Origin of the sequence: Proteus alimentorum, assembly GCF_002607735.1 — a bacterium.
In the GTDB taxonomy this organism is placed as follows: domain Bacteria; phylum Pseudomonadota; class Gammaproteobacteria; order Enterobacterales; family Enterobacteriaceae; genus Proteus; species Proteus alimentorum.
This window is the reverse complement of sequence record NZ_NBVR01000013.1, coordinates 171,880-191,838: the sequence shown is the minus strand read 5'-3', so window position 1 is coordinate 191,838 and position 19,959 is coordinate 171,880. Positions and strand designations below refer to the sequence as shown.

Genomic DNA, 19,959 nt, shown 5'->3' with positions numbered 1-19,959 from the left:
GATAGTTAATGTCTATAGATAATATAGTAACTGATAAATTTTTCTATCAGTCGAATGTTATTCTGTCTCTCTTTTTCGATATTTTCTGAATAAACAACTCAAACAAAAGTAACTGCCTCACCCATACTGGACAAAGTTTACGGCATTTTTCACTCATTACTTCATCCTCTAAAGGATCCAAAATGAGTATAGATATTATCGGCAATGTAAAATAAAAGAACAGAGTGAAATTCACTCTGTTCTTTTTGAATAACAGTAAGTTGTCTTAGATAAACGCTTTTCTTATTTATCCATATTTAAAACTTTTTTGGCTTGTGCTATCGCATTAGCGACCTGTTTTTGAGAAACACCCCCTTTGGCAAGACGTTTATCTAAACAAGATTGAAGCGATAAAATATCGTACACATCAATCATAATTTTACTGTTAAACATCTGTAATTCAGAAAGAGGGAGCTCTTCAATCGCTTTCCCTTGCTCAATGGCGCAAACAACCACTTCACCCACAATATGGTGAGCTTCACGAAATGGTACACCTTTAGCAACAAGATAATCTGCCAGTTCAGTGGCATTAGCATAGCCTTGTTTTGCGGCTTCTTCACAACGAGAGCGGCGGATTTGGATCCCATCAAGAACAAGCGTTGCCATGTGCAAACAATCAGACCATGTATCGATCGCGTCAAACAGCCCTTCTTTATCTTCTTGCATATCTTTATTGTAAGCGAGAGGCAGGCCTTTTAAGGTCATCATCATACCTGTTAATGCACCTTGTACTCGTCCGCATTTCCCACGGATAAGCTCAAGTGCATCTGGGTTTTTCTTTTGTGGCATTAATGATGAGCCGGAAGTCACTTTATCTGATAATTCAATAAAACCCGCTTCACCACTATTAAAGAAAATAAGATCTTCTGCAAAACGAGATAAATGCACCATACCAATAGCTGCCGAGGATAATAGCTCTAAGACATGATCACGATCGGATACGCTATCTAAGCTATTATTGGTTGCCCCCGCAAACCCCAGCCATCCCGCTAATTGTTGACGATCAATATCATAAGCTGTTCCGGCTAAAGCCCCACAACCTAATGGACTAACATCTAAACGTTTTAATGCATCAGCTAAGCGACTTTCATCTCTGGCTAGCATTTCATTGTATGCTAAACACCAATGCGCAAAAGTGACTGGCTGAGCGCGCTGTAAATGGGTATAACCCGGCATCACTGCATTTTGATTTTGTTCTGCGGTGATCACTAAGGCTTTTTGTAGCTCCACAATCGCTTGGCGAAGATGAATAACTTCTTCTTTACACCATAATTTTAAGTCTGTTGCGACCTGATCATTACGGCTACGACCCGTATGTAATTTTTTACCTAAATCACCCACTTTGGCAATAAGCTTACTTTCAACCCAGCTATGGATATCTTCTGCATCACTTTGCAAAATAGATTGCGGGTTTGCTGTTACTTCTTCTGATAATTCATTTAAAGCTTGCTCAAGTTGAGCTTGTTCATCTTGCGACAATACGCCAACTGTGACTAACGCTTTAGACCAAGCTACTGAGCCAAAGATATCCTGTTGTGCCAGTCGAAAATCAAACCGCAGTGAATCATTGAATTGTTTAAACCGTTGATCAGCTTCCTGACTAAAACGTCCACCCCAGAGTGCCATAATCGCTTCCTGTATTTATTCTATGTAATAAAAGAGTGAGAGTGATGCCCTATATATAGATATATAGCATCACTCTATTGTTTAACCTTATTTCTTACTCAATGCACGAATACGTGATGGTAAGGAATATAAACGGATAAACCCTTCAGCATGGCTGTGATCGTAAACTTCATCTTCACCAAAAGTTGCAAATTCTTCAGAATACAGACTGTTATCTGATTTCTTCTGAATAGCATTTACATGACCTTTATAAAGCTCTAAAACCACTTCGCCATTCACATCGTTTGCCAGCGATTCTGCAGCGGCTTGTAATGAAGCACGAATTGGCGTAAACCAACGACCATCATAAGCCACATAAGACATCTCTAAGCCTAGTTGTTGACGCCATTTAAAAGCATCTCTATCAAGCACCAATTGCTCAACACCACGCAGAGCAGCCATCATGATAGTGCCCCCCGGCGTTTCATAGCAGCCACGAGATTTCATTCCCACTAAACGGTTTTCAACAATATCAATACGTCCGATACCGTGTTTAACGCCTAATGCATTTAAGGTGTCTAAACATTCAAAAGGTGATTGTGTTTTACCGTTTACCGCAACAACTTCCCCTGCTTTTACCGTGACAGTAACGAGTTCAGGTGTTTCTGGCGCTTTCTTCGGATCAACGGTCCATGCCCAACAATCTTCGTTTGAGGCATTCCATGGGCTTTCTAATACGCCACCTTCTGTTGAGATATGCCATGCGTTTTCATCACGGCTGTAAATTTTCTCAAGGGTTGCTGTGGTTGGGATGTTACGGACTTTTAGGTAATCCAACAGCGCTTCACGGGAACGTAGATCCCACTCTCTCCAAGGCGCGACCACTTTAAGTTGTGGCGCAAGAGCCGCATAAGTACTTTCAAAACGAACCTGATCGTTACCTTTACCCGTTGCACCATGAGCAACCGCATCAGCACCTAATTTTAAGGCGAGTTCAACTTGTGCTTTAGCAATAACAGGACGTGCCATTGAAGTACCTAATAAGTAGCTACCTTCATATAACGCGCCTGTTTTTAATACAGGGTAAACATAATCTTTGATAAACTCTTCGCGTAAATCGACGATATGACACTCAGAAGCACCTGATGCTAACGCTTTTTGTTCCACACCCACTAAATCATCACGGCTTTGACCCACATCAGCAACAAAAGCGACAACCTCACAGTTATCATAATGCTCTTTTAGCCAAGGAATGATTGCCGAAGTATCCAATCCGCCAGAGTATGCCAATACGATTTTCTTAATACCTTTAGTCATAGTAATAACCTTCAATTCCCAATTTGTTTAAATTCTGCCAACGATCAAATAGCGATAAGATTTCTAGAGTGATTTTTTAAGCTAAAATACGAGTTCCGACTGCAACACCATTAAACAGTGCCGTCAGTTTTTCAGCATGGCGCCAACTTGCGATTTCAACAGGTCGTCCTAACGTTTTAGCCGCTTCCAATGCCGCGTTTACTTTCACTATCATGCCGTCAGTGATAATGCCTTGGTCGATTAACATCTGTGCTTTTTCAGCTGACATCTCGGCAATCTTCTGGCCTTTACCATCTAAAATGCCACTGACATCAGAAAGCAGAACTAAATCAGCACCTAATGTTTCAGCAATAGCGGTCGCTGCTTGGTCAGCATTCACATTCATCAGTTCGCCTTTTTCAGTCATACCGATAGAACTGATAATAGGTAGATAGCCAGCACCCAATAATAAATTGAGTAAATCAGGAGAGCCGGGATTTGCATTTCCTACATGACCTAACTCTTCATTGATTTGGGTGACTTTAGCTAATTGCCCATCACCCAAAGAAAGCCCCACACCATTAAGCCCAAACTTAGTTGCCCACGATAACAAGGTTTGATTGGCGCTTCCGGCAAGTGCCCCTGTGATGATGTCTATCTGATCAGCGGGTGTGACACGAAGACCTTGCTTTTTCACCACAGGCAATTGCAATTTGCCCATCAACTCATCCACTAAACAGCCACCACCATGTACGATGACTAAAGGGCGTGAATGTGTTGAGCGATACTGTTGTAATGCAGTGAAAAATCGTGTTAACGCTTCTTCATTATCAAGGAGCACACCACCCAGTTTGATAATTAATGGTTCCATGAAACTTCCCTACTCATTATTTAAATAAGTGATTCGGTTTCAGCGAAACCAAACCGAATGTTCATACATTGCACTGCTTGTGCAGCAGCCCCTTTCAACAAGTTATCTTCAACACCGACCACAATCAGATGTTCACCTTGTTGAGCAAATCCGATATCACAGAATGCGGTTCCTACAACAGCTTTTAATGCAGGTAATCCTTTTTCATAAACACGCACTAATGGTTTATCTTGATAAGCATCTTCAAAGACTTGTCTTACATCCTCTTGTGTCACACCTGCTTTTAACTTACAGGTGATAGTGGCTAAGATCCCTCTAGCAAAGTTGCCTAAATGCGGTGTAAAAATCACATCAATACCCAGATGTGTTGCAATTTCCGGTTGATGACGATGCGTAAACACGCCATAAGGTTGCAAACTCACTTCACAAAAGCTGCTGGTTAGAGAGGCTTTTCTACCTGCACCGCTCACACCACTAGTCGCATTAATCACAGGCCACTGTGCGGTATCTAAAAGTCCCGCTTCCACTAAAGGTTTTAGTGACAACTGAGAGACTGTTGGATAACAGCCCGGCACAGCAATTAATTGCGCCTGACTAATAATGTCAGCATTCCATTCAGCCAATCCATAAACTGCCTGTGATAACCAATCAGTATTCTTATGCTCGAATCCATAGTATTGTTGATAAAAATGCTTGTTTTGTACTCGATAGGCACCAGATAAATCGAATACCACACAACCTTGCTCTAAAAAGATAGGGGCAATGTCATGGCTGACTTCATGAGCTGTTGCGAGAAAAACGATATCAATGTTTTCAGCGGCTTTAGCGACATCAACCATCGGCTCAAGTGGAAGATCCACTAAACCACGATATTGTGGATGAAGTTCAGAAAAGCATTTTCCTGCATCTGCACTTTGAGCTGATACCATCAGTCTGCTCAAATTCACATGAGGATGCTGCTGAAGATAGGCGGCTAATTCAGCGCCAGTGTAACCACTTGCTCCTACAATCAGAGTATTTAACATGTCATTCTTACCTTGTACTATGAACACAAACCGATTAATGTATTTTTATTCAAAAAAAGTGCATGAATATTGATACTATTATGAAGAAAGGCTGTCAACAGTGAATATTAAATTACCTACATTTATTGAGATTTATCGTCAATTAATTGCAACACCCTCTATCAGTGCGACAGACGCTAAAAATGATCAAAGTAATGAAGCATTGATTAACTTGCTTGCTAATTGGTTGGAAATATTGGGTTTTTCAATTGAAATCCAACCTGTACCCGAAACACGAGGTAAATTTAACCTTCTGGCAACATTAGGAACGGGAAAAGGGGGATTATTACTTTGTGGTCACACTGACACAGTACCTTTTGATGAAGGTCGTTGGACGCAAGATCCTTTTACGCTGACAGAAAAAGAAAATAAGTTATACGGCTTAGGTACTGCCGATATGAAAGGCTTTTTTGCCTTTATTCTCGATGCATTACGAGATGTAGATACTAAGACGTTAGCTCACCCTCTCTATATTCTCGCCACCGCAGATGAAGAAACCTCTATGGCAGGGGCGCGTTATTTTGCCGCGAATACAGCAATTCGTCCTGATTTTGCCATTATTGGCGAACCTACATCGCTAAAACCTATTCGTGCTCATAAAGGGCATTTATCGAATGCAATACGTATTACAGGACAGTCAGGGCACTCGAGTGATCCTGAAAAAGGTGTGAATGCGATAGAACTGATGCATGAATCTATTACTCACCTTAGTACTCTGCGCGATACGTTAAAAACTCGCTATAATAACCCTGCGTTTGTTATCCCTTATCCAACGATGAACTTTGGTTATATTAATGGCGGAGATGCAGCAAATAGAATTTGTGCTTGTTGTGAATTACATATGGATATTCGCCCATTACCAGGATTAACGTTACAAGACTTGGATGATTTACTTCACGAAACATTAGCGCCAGTCAAAGCACGTTGGCCGGGACGGTTAAGTGTTGAAGCGTTACACGATCCTATTCCGGGTTATGAGTGCCCGACCGATCATAAAATGGTCGCCGTGATCGAAAAACTATTAGGTGAGAAAGCGCAAACGGTGAATTACTGTACTGAAGCGCCGTTTATTCAAGATCTCTGCCCTACCTTAGTTTTAGGCCCTGGTTCTATTGAACAAGCCCACCAACCTGATGAGTTTATTGATATGGCATTTATTGAGCCAACTCGTGAATTAATGGGGCAATTAATTGAAAACTTCTGTTTAACAGAGAAAACCCAATAATAAAAAAATAACCCTATCGGTTTATATTGATAGGGTTATTTTTCTTCAGCCTGACTTAATAACTAGCGTAACCAATTCGTTTTCGCGAGTTGAACAATCTCATCTCCTCGACCATTAATAATCGCTTTCATCATATACAGGCTAAACCCTTTTGCTTGTTCAAACTTCACTTCAGGAGGCATTGACAGCTCTTGTTTTGCGGTTACCACATCGACAATCACAGGGCCATCATGTTCAAAAGCCTCTTTTAGAGCATTATCTAAATCTTCACCTTTTTCTACTCGAATACCTTTGATACCAGACGCATTAGCAATAGCCGCAAAATCCGGATTATGTAAATCCGTACCATCAGTTAAATAACCACCGGCTTTCATCTCCATCGCGACAAAGCCTAATACACTGTTATTAAAAATAATCACTTTCACAGGTAAATTCATTTGAGCCAATGAGATAAAATCCCCCATTAGCATGGTAAATCCACCATCACCACACATTGCAACCACTTGACGCTTTCTATCTAACGCCTGCGCACCAATGGCTTGAGCCATTGCATTTGCCATAGAGCCGTGATTAAAAGAGCCCAGTAAACGACGTTTCCCATTCATTCCAACATAACGGGCTGCCCATACCGTTGGTGTTCCTACATCACAAGTAAAAATCGCATCATCATTTGCCAATTCACTTAATCGGCGTGCCAGATATTGTGGATGAATAAGCTCACGCTCACTAGGTTGTGCAAGCGCATCTAGATCTTGTCGTGCCTTAGCATAATGTTTTAATGAAGCATCAAGATGCGTTGTATCTGTTTTTTCTTTTAAACGAGGTTGTATCGCATTTAAAGTGGCTTTGATATCGCCAATCATCGCCATATCAACATGGCAATGTGAACCAAGACTGCTCGGATTAATATCGATTTGAATAATATTGGCTTTTGATGGATAAAATGCACGATAAGGGAATTGTGTACCTAATAACACCAAAGTATCAGCATTTTCCATTGCATGATAACCCGATGAAAAACCAATTAATCCTGTCATTCCGACACTGTAGGGATTATTCCACTCAATGTACTCTTTCCCCCGCAAAGCGTGTACAACTGGGGCTTTTAAAGTTTGAGCCAGTTTAATCACTTCGTCGCGAGCTTGAGCACATCCAGCACCACACATTAAGGTGATATTTTTTGCATTATTTAATGCATCAGATAATTTTTCGATTTCGAAACGATTTGGCATGATGAGAGGAAACTGCAATGGATACCAATTTTCATGCGCATCTTCTGGCGCGGGTTTTAGTGCCACATCTCCCGGTAAAACAACGACAGCCACCCCTTTTTTCAAAATAGCAGTTCGCATTGCAATAGCGAGTATTTGGGGAATTTGTTCTGGGTTAGAGACTAACTCACAATAATGGCTACATTCGCGAAACAGTTCTTGAGGATGTGTTTCTTGAAAATAATTGCTACCAATTTCAGCAGAAGGAATATGCGCAGCAATGGCTAATACAGGCACATGATTACGATGGCAATCAAAAAGCCCATTGATAAGATGTAAATTTCCAGGGCCACAAGAGCCTGCACAAACCGCTAATTGACCATTAACTGCGGCTTCAGCTCCTGCGGCAAAAGCCGCGACTTCTTCATGGCGGGTTCCCATCCATTCAATCGTTCCCATCTTTCGCAAGCTATCACTTAATCCATTGAGAGAATCGCCTGTCACGCCCCAAATACGTTTTACACCTGCATTATGGAGTACTTTAGCAATATAGGTTGCAACTGTTTGCTTACTCATGGTGATGTTTTTCCTCAGTTTTGGGTGAATCGCGCCTCTGCGAGCTACACTTATTTTCTTCCCATATTCTGTTTCTTTACCTCATCAGCTTGCAGAGAAAATCATCTTACTAACTCAAATATAAAGAATAACACCAATTACTATAATGTCACTGTGGAGATAAAATAAGCCCTGAAAAACACAAAAATAAAATATCACTTCCAAATGCATTCATTAAATTTATAATAACCGCATCAAATAAGAATATATCTCATTAATAACGTATTATTATTTATTAAATTATAGACAATGCTTCATTATAGGATTATTTTAATAATTAAAATAATTTTTAATAATGATTTTTCTCTTCACATTTTTATTAACAATTAAGCTGACTCATTTCAGCCTTACTCGCTGTCTTTATTGAAAAATTTAACTTTCTCCTATTTGTTAATAAATTTATCACCATTGTATTATTTCATGCCCCATGAAAAAGAGGTATGAAATAAACATGACATTGGTCACGCTACCTTTTGCTTTTTGTCCTCTAGAATAAAGCCTGATTATTTTTCAACGGAGATTAACGGATGGACAAAAGTAGAAGTCCGATAAAGGTTTTCTTTATTAGTATTCTGGCAGTCCTTTTCTTAATTTTTATTTCACAATATGTTATTGGTAAAAAAGAAATTAAGATTGGCATTGCAGTAATACCTATTTTACCAATGCTATTTGCTGTCATTATTGGTATGTGTATATCTGCTGGATTTACCCGTAAAAAAATTAAAGTATGGGGTAAATTATTCACAGAAAAAGAAGAAGGCTTCTGCGGTAAAATGGTAGGTTTCAGCCTGCTTATTTTAGGCACACAATATGCAGGAATGATTGTTCCTAATATTAAAATGATTTTAAGTGTCGGCATTCCTTTATTTGTTCAGGAACTCGGCAACTTATTACCTGTATTAATTGCGGTTCCATTAGCCATTAAATTTGGATTTGGTCGTCGTGCAATTGGTGCTTGTTCATCTATTAGCCGTGAACCTTCTATCGCTGTTATTCAAGGTAAATTTGGTACAGGCTCTCAAGAATATATTGGTGTATTAGCCATTTATTTATGTGGTTCTGTTATCGGCACTTTATGGTTTAGCGTATTAGGTAGTATTGCTCCATTAACTGGATTACATCCACTTGCTCTTGCAGCAGGCTCTGGCGTGGGTTCAGGTTCAATGTTAAGTGCTGCATCAGGTGCATTAATTAATGGTCTTGATGAAGCATTAGCACAGCAAGTATTAAGTGTTGCCGCTGCATCTAACTTATTATCTTCAGCATTAGGCGCACTGTCATTAACCTATTTAGGTTTACCTCTTTCAGAAAAAATTTATAAAATTTTCACCAGAGGCAAAACTGCATGAAAAATATAATTATTGATATGAAATTTGTATTCGTTGCTATTTTACTGGCAATGTTTACTCAGACGTTAACATCAGGGATCGCTCTTTATGCAATGTGGGATAGCTTTATTGCTATGTCATTAGTGGTATTTATTTCACTCGTTGCAAAACATTATTTACCTTCATCTTTACCAACATTTGCTTATGCAACAATTATCGGGATCCTTATTTGTTTACCCGAAACTCCGGTAAGAGATTTCTTTATTAGTTCTATTGGTAAAGTTTCTTTCTTATCTTGTTGTGTTCCTTTATTAGCATTTGCTGGTTTATCTGTTGGTGGTCAATTAGAAGAACTTAAGAAAATGTCATGGAAAGTTATTCTTATTTTCATGATTGTTTCTACTTGTTGTTTCTTTGGCGCATCAATCGTCGCGCAAATTGGATTTACTATCCAGGGAGTTATCTAATGAATAATATTTATAATGTCAGTGAAAAACTCTTTCAATTAAATGATTTTAGTAAAAAAACACGACAAGATCTGCACAAAATACCTGAGCTATCAGGTGAAGAATATAAAACATCTAAATACTGTCGTGAATTAATGGAAAGTTTTGGTTATCAAATTAAAACTTTTGATGGATATACCGGTTTCACAGCAGACTTAATTGTCAATTCTGAATTTCCATTAATTGCTATCCGTGCTGATATGGACGGATTAGAAATGCCAGACTTAACCAATAATGAACATAGTTCAGTTCACCAAGGTTGTGCGCATAACTGTGGTCACGATACTCATATGACCATGGCATTAACCAGTGCTAAATATCTTGCCGAAAATAGAGAAGAGATGAGCGCGAACGTTCGCTTTATTTTCCAAATGGCTGAAGAAGATATGCGTGTACCTGGCGCTGAAAAAATGGTTGAACTAGGTTGCATGGAAGGCGTTGATGAAACTTACGCACTTCATAACGATGCAGCGATTGAAACGGGTTGTGTTCGCTTTAATGATGGTGTGATGTCATCTTATGGCTCTGCATGGACATTAGATGTTTATGGTGTTTCTGCACATGGTTCAACACCACACAAAGGTTTAGATGCCATTCGTGAAGCAACACGCTTGATTGATTATATGGATTATGTTGTTGCGAAAAAAACAGATCCATTTAGCCCAGCCGTCTTTGGTTGTGGCATGATCAATGGGGGAACTATCCCTAATGCATTAGCTGATCACGTACAAGCTCGCGGTACTATCCGTTCTATGGATGAAAATACCGACCAAGTACTAAAAGCAAGTTTTGATGAAATCGTTGCACGCAGTACAGCTGGCGGATTTAAAACCACATTAAGCTATAGCGGATACCCTGCTGTTGTGAACCACCCAACTGCGCATCAGCGTTTATTAGATGCGATGCGTAAATTCTTACCAGAAGAGAATATTGAATCGAACGGTAAGCCAATGACAGGCAGTGAAGACTTTAGCTATATGGTTAACGCCACAAAAGGCAAAGTCGGTGCAATGTTCTTCTTAGGAAGTGGTAATCAAGCGAAAGGGATTAATAATTACCTTCACGCCAATCCTTATTTTGTCGATGATGATTGTTTACTCGTCGGAGCTCAGATTTTTGTTAATATTCTGACTCGATAATCTCTTATTATTCTGCCCTAAGCCCGTTATTGCCCCCGCAAAACGGGCTTTTTTATTCTGGCGTCTATTCTGCAACGCTATTATTCACATTGACTGAACGTAAATCAGGTAATCCTTGGTAAACCTCGTTACTGTGCCATTGGGTTTCCCACTGCTCTGGCATCTGAATAATATTTTTATCAATATGTGGCGCATAAAGAGAAATAAACTCATGCATATAATCTTTCATATGAGTATGTTTACTGACACAGATATGGGTATAACTCGGTTGCACTAAATGATCGATATTAATACATTTTAATGCGCCACCATCTTCAGTCTCATCATAAGAGGCTGCCGCAATAACACCGATGCCTAAATGTCGCTTAACATAGTATTTAATAATCTCTGTATCCGTCGCGGTTAACGCCACCTTAGGCTTAAGATTATTTTTATAAAATACCTTGTCTAATTTAGATCCTCTTGTAAAACCAAAAACATAAGTAATCAGTGGATACTCTGCCATTTGCTCGATGGTAACTGGCTCATCGTCTTTCAATAAAGCAAGAGGATGGTCATAAGGGACTAATAGACTACGCGTCCAGCGGTAACAAGGCAGTGTAATGAGATCTTCATAAAGGTGCATAGATTCTGTTGCAATAGCAAAATCCACATCGCCATTTTTAACCATTTCCGCTAATTGAGCCGGTGCACCTTGATGAAAATGTAGCGAAATATTAGGGTAATAGCGACGAAAGTGATCAATCACATTCGGTAATGAATAACGTATTTGAGTGTGTGTTGTCGCAATATGTAAATCGACTTTTTTATTACGATCTTCTTCAGCCACAATGCTTTTGATTCGGTCAACTTGCCCAAGAATATCGCAAGCAATTTTATGGACTTCTTTACCCATCGGGCTTAATGCTAATAAGTTATTATTTTTACGCACAAACAGCGACACACTTAATTCATCTTCTAATATTTTTAGTTGCTTACTGATTGTCGGTTGTGAGGTATAAAGTTTTTCAGCCGCATTAGTAATGTTGAAATTATTTTTCACGACTTCAACAAAGCTTTTCAGTTGATTAATGTTCATAGAGGTACCTGGGTTAATCTGCACAAATGCGCGGTTAATTATTAAATTTATAAATTGTTATTCTAAATATAGGTAACGCTTGGCGACCTTTAATATCTCTGTAGTCATATCCCATAACTATCTTGATATAATCTTATAATAAGAATAGCGAAATCTATTCTATTATCCACATTTTCATCTTGATTATTCTCTCGAATAATTAAGTAAAATAAAGCGTTATTATTTTCTATTTATCTATCAGACCTTGCATTATGCACAATGCTCATACAAATACGTTAGCCTATATCAAAAAGAAATAGGCAATAGACATAACATATTGTTATTAAAATAAAAAATGAGTTTGTTTTTTTATTGGTTTACGTGAAGTTTTCGATTAGCTTAACGCAAATTAACCATCAGTAACGCCATGGATTTTACACAAAAGCAGAATTACGTTATGATATTGATCACATTTTAATACATAGAGGCCCTGTTTTGTTATATCAAAACAACAAAGAAAACTTTCTCATATCTTATTCAAACTCATCTATACTTAATAAATATTCTCTTATCTATTAGCTTAATACCACTATTTAAATTTGGTAGAAGTAAGCTGTTTTTTAGTGAATTTTTATCACTCACTCTTCTCGCTAACAAATAGTCACTTCATTTCTTTTAATTAATTGATAAACAAAAAAATCACAATTACCTTAATAAAGGTCACTTAATATGAAAATGAAGAAAAAAAGAAACAAACCACTACAAATCAACGATATAACTATTATTGATGATAGTAAGTTGAAGAAAGCCATTACGGCGGCGGCATTAGGTAATGCCATGGAATGGTTTGACTTTGGTGTCTACGGCTTCCTTGCATATGTCTTAGGTCAAGTCTTCTTCCCCGGTGCATCTCCAGGTGTACAGATGATTGCCGCCCTTGCCACATTCTCCGTGCCATTCCTTGTAAGACCTTTAGGGGGCATTGTGTTCGGAATGTTAGGGGATAAATTTGGTCGCCAGAAAGTGTTATCTGTCACCATCATTATTATGGCGCTCAGTACCTTTGCCATTGGTCTTATTCCTGCTTATGAAACTATTGGTATCTGGGCTCCCGTTTTATTATTACTCGCTAAATTAGCACAAGGTTTCTCCATTGGCGGTGAATATTCAGGAGCGGCGATTTTCGTTGCTGAATACTCACCAGACCGTAAACGTGGATTTATGGGAAGCTGGTTAGATTTTGGTTCTATTGCTGGTTTTGTTATGGGTGCTGGTGTTGTTGTTCTTATCTCTACTATCCTTGGAGAAGCAGCCTTTCATGAGTGGGGATGGCGTATCCCGTTCTTCTTAGCATTACCTTTAGGTCTTATTGGCTTATATTTACGTCATGCTTTAGAAGAAACGCCAGCATTCCAACAACATGTTGATGAAATGAACAGCGATGACCGTAAATCTATCGAAAATCCACCGCGTGTTTCATTACGTGAAATTGCATCAAAATATTGGAAAAGCTTAACGGTATGTGTCGGTTTGGTGATTGCCACTAACGTAACCTACTATATGTTATTAACGTATATGCCGAGTTATTTATCTCATAACCTAAATTATTCGGCAGACCACGGTGTACTGATCATCATCGCGATTATGATAGGGATGTTGTTTGTGCAACCTGTCATTGGGTTACTTAGCGACAAAATTGGCCGTAAGCCATTTGTTATTGGCGGTAGCATTGGATTGTTTATTCTTGCTTACCCTGCATTTATGATGATTAACAGTGATGAAATCGGCTTAATTTTCTTAGGATTATTAATTCTTGCCGTTCTACTCAACTGCTTTACGGGGGTTATGGCGTCTATTTTACCGGCCATATTCCCAACCCATATTCGTTATAGTGCATTAGCCATTGCGTTTAATATTTCGGTATTAGTTGCAGGGGCAACACCAACAGCAGCAGCTTGGTTAGTTGAAGCAACGGGTGATCTATATATGCCAGCTTATTACCTGATGATTGTCGCTGTTGTCGGTTTGATAACAGGTATCAAAATGATCGAAACCGCAAATAAACCGTTACGAGGTGCAACACCTGCGGCATCAGATAGATCAGAAGCAAAAGAAATTCTGTCTGAGCATTATGATAATATCGAACAACGTGTTGAAGATATTGAAGCAGAAATCGAAGCATTACAGAAAAAACGCCAAGCACTTATCGATCAACATCCTAAATTAGATTAAGAGAGAGGTCACATGCACCCGTCTTCTGTTCATTTGGTTTGGTTTCGTAATGATTTAAGAGTGACGGATAACAAGGCACTCTTTCACGCTTGCCAAGATAAACAAGCACAGGTGCATGCTATTTTCACCGTAACGCCTGAACAATGGGAAGCCCACAATATGGCTTTGTCATGTCAGGCGTTCATTCATCATGCTTTGTTAGATCTTTCAATATCACTGGCAAAACTCAATATTCCACTAACAGTGGTGATTAGCGATACTTATTCAAATGCAGCTCATAAAGTGGCTGAATATTGCCAACAACATCAAGTCACTGCGCTTTTTTTCAATCACCAATATGCCCTTAATGAACAATGCCGTGATAAAAAAGTCACTGAGTTACTAGAGAATAAGACAACCGTTTATGCTTATCATGATAATGTGTTTATTCCACCGGGTAATGTAGTCACCCAACAAGGGGAGATGTATAAGGTTTTTACGCCCTTTAGAAATGCATTCTTACGACTCTTTTTTTCACAAGATAACGCTTCATTACCTATCCCTGAGGTCAGAACACATCAAAAAGCAGTATTACCTTTAAAAGCACCGCTATTTTCACTTGAAAATACCAGCTCGCTCTCATTTATCTCTACTGAAGAAGAGGCACTGAAACGCTTAAAACAATTCTGTTATGAAAGCATCCCACATTATGCAAAATGGCGAGATATTCCTGCAGTTGATGGCACAAGTCGATTATCCCCCTATCTTTCGATTGGATTACTGTCTATTCGACAATGTTTTAACCGCCTTTACCAAACAGAACCTGACTTTTTAGAAAATAGTACATCAGGTGCTTTTGTCTGGTTTAACGAATTAATCTGGCGAGAATTTTACCAACACTTAATTGTGGCAAATCCTAATTTATGTAAACACATTGCCTTTCAACTTTGGACAGAAAAAATCAATTGGCGTAACAGCCAAGATGAATTTAGTGCTTGGACTCAAGGCGCTACGGGGTTCCCTATTATTGATGCTGCGATGCGACAGCTTAACCAAACAGGTTGGATGCATAACCGCTTACGTATGCTCACGGCAAGCTTTCTTATCAAAGACTTGTTAATTGATTGGCGTTGGGGTGAGCGTTATTTTATGTCACAACTGATTGATGGTGATTTCGCATCAAATAATGGGGGTTGGCAGTGGGCTGCATCAACAGGCACTGATGCCGTACCTTATTTTCGAATTTTTAATCCTACCACCCAAGGTCGTAAGTTTGATCCTGATGGTGAATTTATCCGCCATTGGCTTCCTGAGCTTGCTAATGTACCAAGTCGATATATTCATACACCTCACGAATGGGCGGCAAAAACTAATAATTCTCTCGATTATCCTTTACCGATAGTGGATCACGCCAAAGCACGAATAAATGCCATTGAGGCTTATGAAGAGGCAAAAAAAAGGTAGAATAGCCTCACGTAATCTATCAAAAATGAGTTCAATATTGTGAAACCCCCAATAATCTCTGTCATTGTGCCAATGTTTAATGAAGCCTCGCGTATCACAAGATTATTGGATAGTTTAATAACTCAAACTTTTACTGATTTTGAAGTCATTATTATTAATGATGGTTCAACGGATAACAGTGTTGAAGTCACAATGCCGTATTGCCAAAAAGATGCGAGAGTGAAACTTTATCAACAAACTAATCAAGGATTATCCAGCGCAAGAAATACGGGTTTAAAATATGCTCAAGGCGAATGGATAGTTTTTTTTGATAGCGATGATTTTATTAAGCCTGAATTGCTCGCACATTGGTATCAATTAGCCGTTACGCAACACGTTGATGTTTTAATTGGCAATGGCGAAAGGTTTAATCCAAGTGATCTTAAAAAACACCAAAGACCCATTCATCAACGACAGCCTTATCAAAAAGTCATCAAAGGTAGTGAGTGGATCATCCATGCCGTCACTCAACATCAATGGCCACATTTCGTTTGGTTGCAATTAATCCGACATGACTTAATAAAAAAGCACCAACTTCAATTTATTGAGGGGCTTTATCATGAAGATATTCTGTGGACAACGCAATTAGCACTTGTTGCAGAACAAATAGGTTTTGATAACCAACCCCTCTATTATTACTGCGCTAATCCTGACTCTATTACTCGTAAACCCGACCAACAAAAAGAAGCTAAACGAACACAAAGTTATTTGCAGATAATCTTACAGCTATTAAAAGAAGCAGATAAACAATCTGATCAGTTATTAGCAAAAGCACTCCGCCAACAGGCAGTTCGTGAATTGGGTAGTTTTTTTATTCTTTTTCGTAAATGTTGTGATACAGAAAATAGAAAATTAATCGCACAGCAATTTCGTACCCATGCGCTTTTTTCTTCGCTAAATAAAGGCGTAAATAATTGGCATCAGCGCTGGTTTATTTGCCGGGTGTACAGCCTTCTATTTATTGCCTCATTGAAATAAATCAGTATAAAAAAACAGCGCTATTATTAAGCGCTGTTTTTATTTCTAAATACTGATGATCCTAGCCTGTATTACGCATACCCGCTGCAATACCTGCAATAGTAACCATTAGCGCTTGTTCGATACGGGGATCAGACTCGCTATGAGTACGAGAACGCTGCAATAACTCCGCTTGAAGCACATTCAGCGGATCAGTATAGACATTACGTAAGGCGATAGATTCAGCTACCCACGGTAAATCCGCCATAAGATGCTCATCTTTTGAAATCGCGAGTACACTTTTAATGTCATCGGAAAGTTGCTGACGTAATTTAGCGCCTAATGGCCATAAACGTTCTTCAACTAAGCGTTGATCGTAATACTCTGCTAACCATAAATCGGCTTTGGCATACACCATTTCCAACATTGCAATACGTGTATTGAAGAACGGCCAGTTCTCACACATATCGTCTAATACCGCTTGTTTTCCGCTATCAATTTCATGCTGTAATGCCGCACCAGCGCCTAACCAAGCAGGTAACATTAAGCGATTTTGAGTCCATGCGAAGATCCACGGGATAGCACGCAAAGTTTCCACGCCACCCGTTGGGCGGCGTTTTGCAGGACGTGAACCTAGAGGTAATTTTCCTAATTCGCCTTCTGGCGTTGCTGCTCTAAAGTAAGGTACAAAATCTTCTTGTCCTCGAACATAGTCACGATACATTGCACAAGAAACGTCAGACAATGAATCCATCACTTCAATCCAAGGGGCTTTGGGCTCTGGTGGTGGCAATAGATTCGCTTCTAAAATCGCACCGGCATAGTGAGCAAGACTGCTGATTGTCACTTGTGGCAAGCCAAACTTGAAGCGGATCATTTCACCTTGCTCAGTTACACGCAGGCCTCCTTTCAGGCTTCCCGGTGGTTGAGAAAGTAATGCCGCATGAGCTGGCGCACCGCCACGACCAATCGTACCGCCACGTCCATGGAATAACGTTAATGTCACGCCTGATTTTTCACAGAGTTTGATCAATGAATCTTGAGCACGATATTGTGCCCATGACGCAGCCATCACACCCGCATCTTTTGCAGAGTCTGAATAGCCAATCATCACCATTTGTTTATCATCAATTAGATCGCGATACCAAGGAATATCAAACAAGCGTGTCATTACGCTTTCAGCGTTATTTAAGTCTTCAAGTGTTTCAAATAACGGCGCAACTGGTAAGCGAATATCCGCACCCGCTTCTTTTAATAAAAGTTTTACTGCTAATACATCAGAAGGCACCTTTGCCATTGAAATCACATAAGAAGCGATAGAATCTTTTGGTGATTGTGCAATGACACGGCAAGTCTCAAAGACTTCTTGTGTTGGGGCACTAGGTTGCCAATTTGTCGGAATAAGAGGACGCTTAGAGTTTAATTCTTCCAGTAAGAATGTTTGCTTTTGCTCTTCCGACCAAGCCGCATAATCCCCCAACTCTAAATATTGTGTTAATTCAGAGAGCGCTTCTGTGTGATTGGTACTTTCTTGACGAATATCCAGTTTAACCAGTTGTAAGCCAAAACAACGGATACGACGTAATGTGTCTAACAGTTGCCCATTAGCAATAATGCGCATACCGCACTGAGTCAGCGATTGATAACACGCATACAGTGGGTCCCAAAGCTCCGCGTTATCAATTAGTAGCCCTTCAGGTGGCAGAGATTGCTGGCCTTTAATACGTTGCTCTAAATAATCACGAGTCACTTGTAAGCGAGTGCGGAGCTGTTTTGCAATTTCACGATAAGGCTCTGCAACATCAGCCCCCCCCGCCAATTCACGTAGTTCAGGTGTACTTTCTGTCATCGAAAGTTCTGAAACGAGGACTTGGATATCATTTAAGAATAAATCAGCGGCTTTCCAACGGCTTAATAGTAAAGCGTGGCGAGTAATCTCAGCTGTCACGTTTGGGTTACCATCACGGTCGCCCCCCATCCATGATGTAAAACGAATAGGTGAGGCTTCTACAGGTAAGTTGTAGTCGATTGACTCTTTAAGTTGCTCATTAAATTCACGTAGGAAAGCTGGAACACCTTCCCATAAACTATTTTCAACAACCGCAAAGCCCCATTTCGCTTCATCAATTGGCGTTGGACGAATTTTTCTAATTTCATCTGTGTGCCATGATTGAGCAACTAACTGACGCAGACGGCGCATAATATTCGTACGCTCGTAATCTGCTAAATCATCATGGTCGAGTTGAGATAAACAGGTATTTACTTCAACCAATTTATGAATAAGTGTACGACGTGCAATTTCGGTTGGGTGTGCCGTTAATACCAGCTCAATAGAGATTTGCTCTACGGCTTCTTTTAATTGCTCATCGGTAAAATTCTTATCTTTTAGTCGGGTGATCAGTTTTGCCAATGCCACAGGATTGCTAGCTGCTTCTCCGTGAGGCGAAATGCTATGGTATTGTTCTGCCACATTCGTCAGGTTTAAGAATTGATTGAATGCTCTAGCAACAGGCAATAATTCATCATTAGACAGATTTTGTAACGTCAACAACAGTTTTTGTCGCTGAACTTCATTACCCGCTCGTGACGATTTAGATAATTTTCGAATAGATTCAACCTTATCTAAAATTTCTTCACCGAGTGCTTCTTTTATCGTATCTCCAAGTAGCTTGCCAAGCATACTGACATTGCTACGCATCGCAGAATATTGTTGATTCATAAGACTCCTGACCTTGTCTTTGTGGCGGTAACAACATGCTCCTTCTTATTAGAAAAGTCATGTCCTCCCAGTTGTGTAATTAACTTTCATTTCTGATGTGACTTTATTTTGATTTTTGTGATAAGCCACACTGCTTTTTTTTACTTAGCCTACTATTCATATCAGAAAATAATCGGTTTGGGGGATTTTTCTGAAATTTAATTACGGCTTTAGTCTTATAAGAATGGCTAATATTCATGCTTTTCTAGCTCAATTTTATTAAGAATAAGGACATTTTTTCGTTTCTTTTCCACTGCGAAGAGTTTTTTACTAGAAAGAGGGAGATACGTGAAAATTTATCTGGCGAGAAATTTAGATGATTTTTTTTAATATTGATAAATTGTCTGGTCTATTTTTTGATTTTTAGCTTACTTCTCGGATGGGCTATAATTTATGTTTCTATTTCCTTCCTTATTTTTCTTCTCTTTTACATTTTTACGAGATGAATATTTCCGATTAAGATTTTCATGAGATAAAAACGAATAAAGCGCTGAATATCAGCGCTTTAAATTAAGAATAACGAATTGTCTTTCAGTAAATTAAGTTGTCTGTTGTAAATAATGTGGTTAATCGA

14 protein-coding genes are annotated in these 19,959 nt (G+C 39.3%); 7 read left to right on the top strand and 7 right to left on the bottom strand.

Going from position 1 to position 19,959, the window contains the following annotated elements:
• Positions 1 to 282: 282 nt before the first annotated feature.
• The 4 genes from argH to argC all read right to left on the bottom strand — a co-directional run bounded on the left by argH (position 283) and on the right by argC (position 4,836).
• The gene (gene argH, locus B6258_RS02715) at positions 283 to 1,665 is read right to left on the bottom strand and encodes an argininosuccinate lyase (RefSeq protein ID WP_099073986.1); all 1,383 of its coding nucleotides are present in this window, start codon (positions 1,663 to 1,665) and stop codon (positions 283 to 285) included.
• A gap of 87 nt (positions 1,666 to 1,752) precedes the next feature.
• Entirely contained in the window at positions 1,753 to 2,961 is a 1,209-nt protein-coding gene (locus B6258_RS02710) for an argininosuccinate synthase (RefSeq protein WP_099073985.1), read from the bottom strand.
• 76 nt (positions 2,962 to 3,037) lie between these two features.
• Positions 3,038 to 3,811 (bottom strand): acetylglutamate kinase, encoded by a 774-nt coding sequence (gene argB, locus B6258_RS02705; RefSeq protein ID WP_099073984.1) that lies wholly within the window; start codon positions 3,809 to 3,811, stop codon positions 3,038 to 3,040.
• A gap of 20 nt (positions 3,812 to 3,831) precedes the next feature.
• Positions 3,832 to 4,836, bottom strand: coding sequence for an N-acetyl-gamma-glutamyl-phosphate reductase (gene argC, locus B6258_RS02700; protein WP_099073983.1), 1,005 nt, complete (start codon positions 4,834 to 4,836; stop codon positions 3,832 to 3,834).
• Between the two features lie 100 nt (positions 4,837 to 4,936).
• Between argC and argE the strand changes: the two genes are divergently transcribed.
• Positions 4,937 to 6,100, top strand: a complete 1,164-nt coding sequence (gene argE / locus B6258_RS02695) for an acetylornithine deacetylase (protein ID WP_099073982.1) — start codon at positions 4,937 to 4,939, stop codon at positions 6,098 to 6,100.
• Positions 6,101 to 6,162: 62 nt separating this feature from the next.
• Here argE and poxB read toward each other — a convergent pair whose 3' ends face one another.
• Complete coding sequence (gene poxB / locus B6258_RS02690; protein WP_099073981.1) at positions 6,163 to 7,887, bottom strand: ubiquinone-dependent pyruvate dehydrogenase; 1,725 nt, start codon at positions 7,885 to 7,887, stop codon at positions 6,163 to 6,165.
• A 566-nt stretch (positions 7,888 to 8,453) separates the two neighbouring features.
• Between poxB and B6258_RS02685 the strand changes: the two genes are divergently transcribed.
• Genes B6258_RS02685 through B6258_RS02675 form a run of 3 tightly spaced genes read left to right on the top strand, consistent with a single transcriptional unit; the run spans position 8,454 to position 10,899 of the window.
• Entirely contained in the window at positions 8,454 to 9,275 is an 822-nt protein-coding gene (locus tag B6258_RS02685) for a DUF3100 domain-containing protein (protein ID WP_023583450.1), read from the top strand.
• On the top strand, positions 9,272 to 9,721 hold the full coding sequence (locus tag B6258_RS02680) for a hypothetical protein (protein ID WP_006534124.1): 450 nt from the start codon (positions 9,272 to 9,274) through the stop codon (positions 9,719 to 9,721). Before B6258_RS02685 ends, B6258_RS02680 begins: the two co-directional genes overlap by 4 nt.
• A complete protein-coding gene (locus B6258_RS02675; protein WP_023583449.1) occupies positions 9,721 to 10,899 on the top strand; it encodes a M20 metallopeptidase family protein in 1,179 nt (392 codons plus the stop codon). Before B6258_RS02680 ends, B6258_RS02675 begins: the two co-directional genes overlap by 1 nt.
• A 64-nt stretch (positions 10,900 to 10,963) precedes the next feature.
• Here B6258_RS02675 and B6258_RS02670 read toward each other — a convergent pair whose 3' ends face one another.
• Positions 10,964 to 11,977, bottom strand: a complete 1,014-nt coding sequence (locus B6258_RS02670) for a LysR substrate-binding domain-containing protein (RefSeq protein WP_099073980.1) — start codon at positions 11,975 to 11,977, stop codon at positions 10,964 to 10,966.
• Positions 11,978 to 12,685: 708 nt separating this feature from the next.
• Here B6258_RS02670 and proP point away from each other — a divergent pair.
• Genes proP through B6258_RS02655 form a run of 3 tightly spaced genes read left to right on the top strand, consistent with a single transcriptional unit; the run spans position 12,686 to position 16,648 of the window.
• Complete coding sequence (proP, locus tag B6258_RS02665; RefSeq protein ID WP_099073979.1) at positions 12,686 to 14,188, top strand: glycine betaine/L-proline transporter ProP; 1,503 nt, start codon at positions 12,686 to 12,688, stop codon at positions 14,186 to 14,188.
• A gap of 12 nt (positions 14,189 to 14,200) precedes the next feature.
• Positions 14,201 to 15,631 (top strand): deoxyribodipyrimidine photo-lyase, encoded by a 1,431-nt coding sequence (gene phrB, locus B6258_RS02660; protein WP_099073978.1) that lies wholly within the window; start codon positions 14,201 to 14,203, stop codon positions 15,629 to 15,631.
• Positions 15,632 to 15,670: 39 nt separating this feature from the next.
• Positions 15,671 to 16,648, top strand: a complete 978-nt coding sequence (locus B6258_RS02655) for a glycosyltransferase (RefSeq protein WP_099073977.1) — start codon at positions 15,671 to 15,673, stop codon at positions 16,646 to 16,648.
• Between the two features lie 61 nt (positions 16,649 to 16,709).
• Here B6258_RS02655 and ppc read toward each other — a convergent pair whose 3' ends face one another.
• Positions 16,710 to 19,346 carry a phosphoenolpyruvate carboxylase gene (ppc, locus tag B6258_RS02650; protein ID WP_099073976.1) on the bottom strand — a complete coding sequence of 879 codons (2,637 nt, stop codon included), beginning with the start codon at positions 19,344 to 19,346 and terminating at the stop codon, positions 16,710 to 16,712.
• Positions 19,347 to 19,959: the final 613 nt, after the last annotated feature.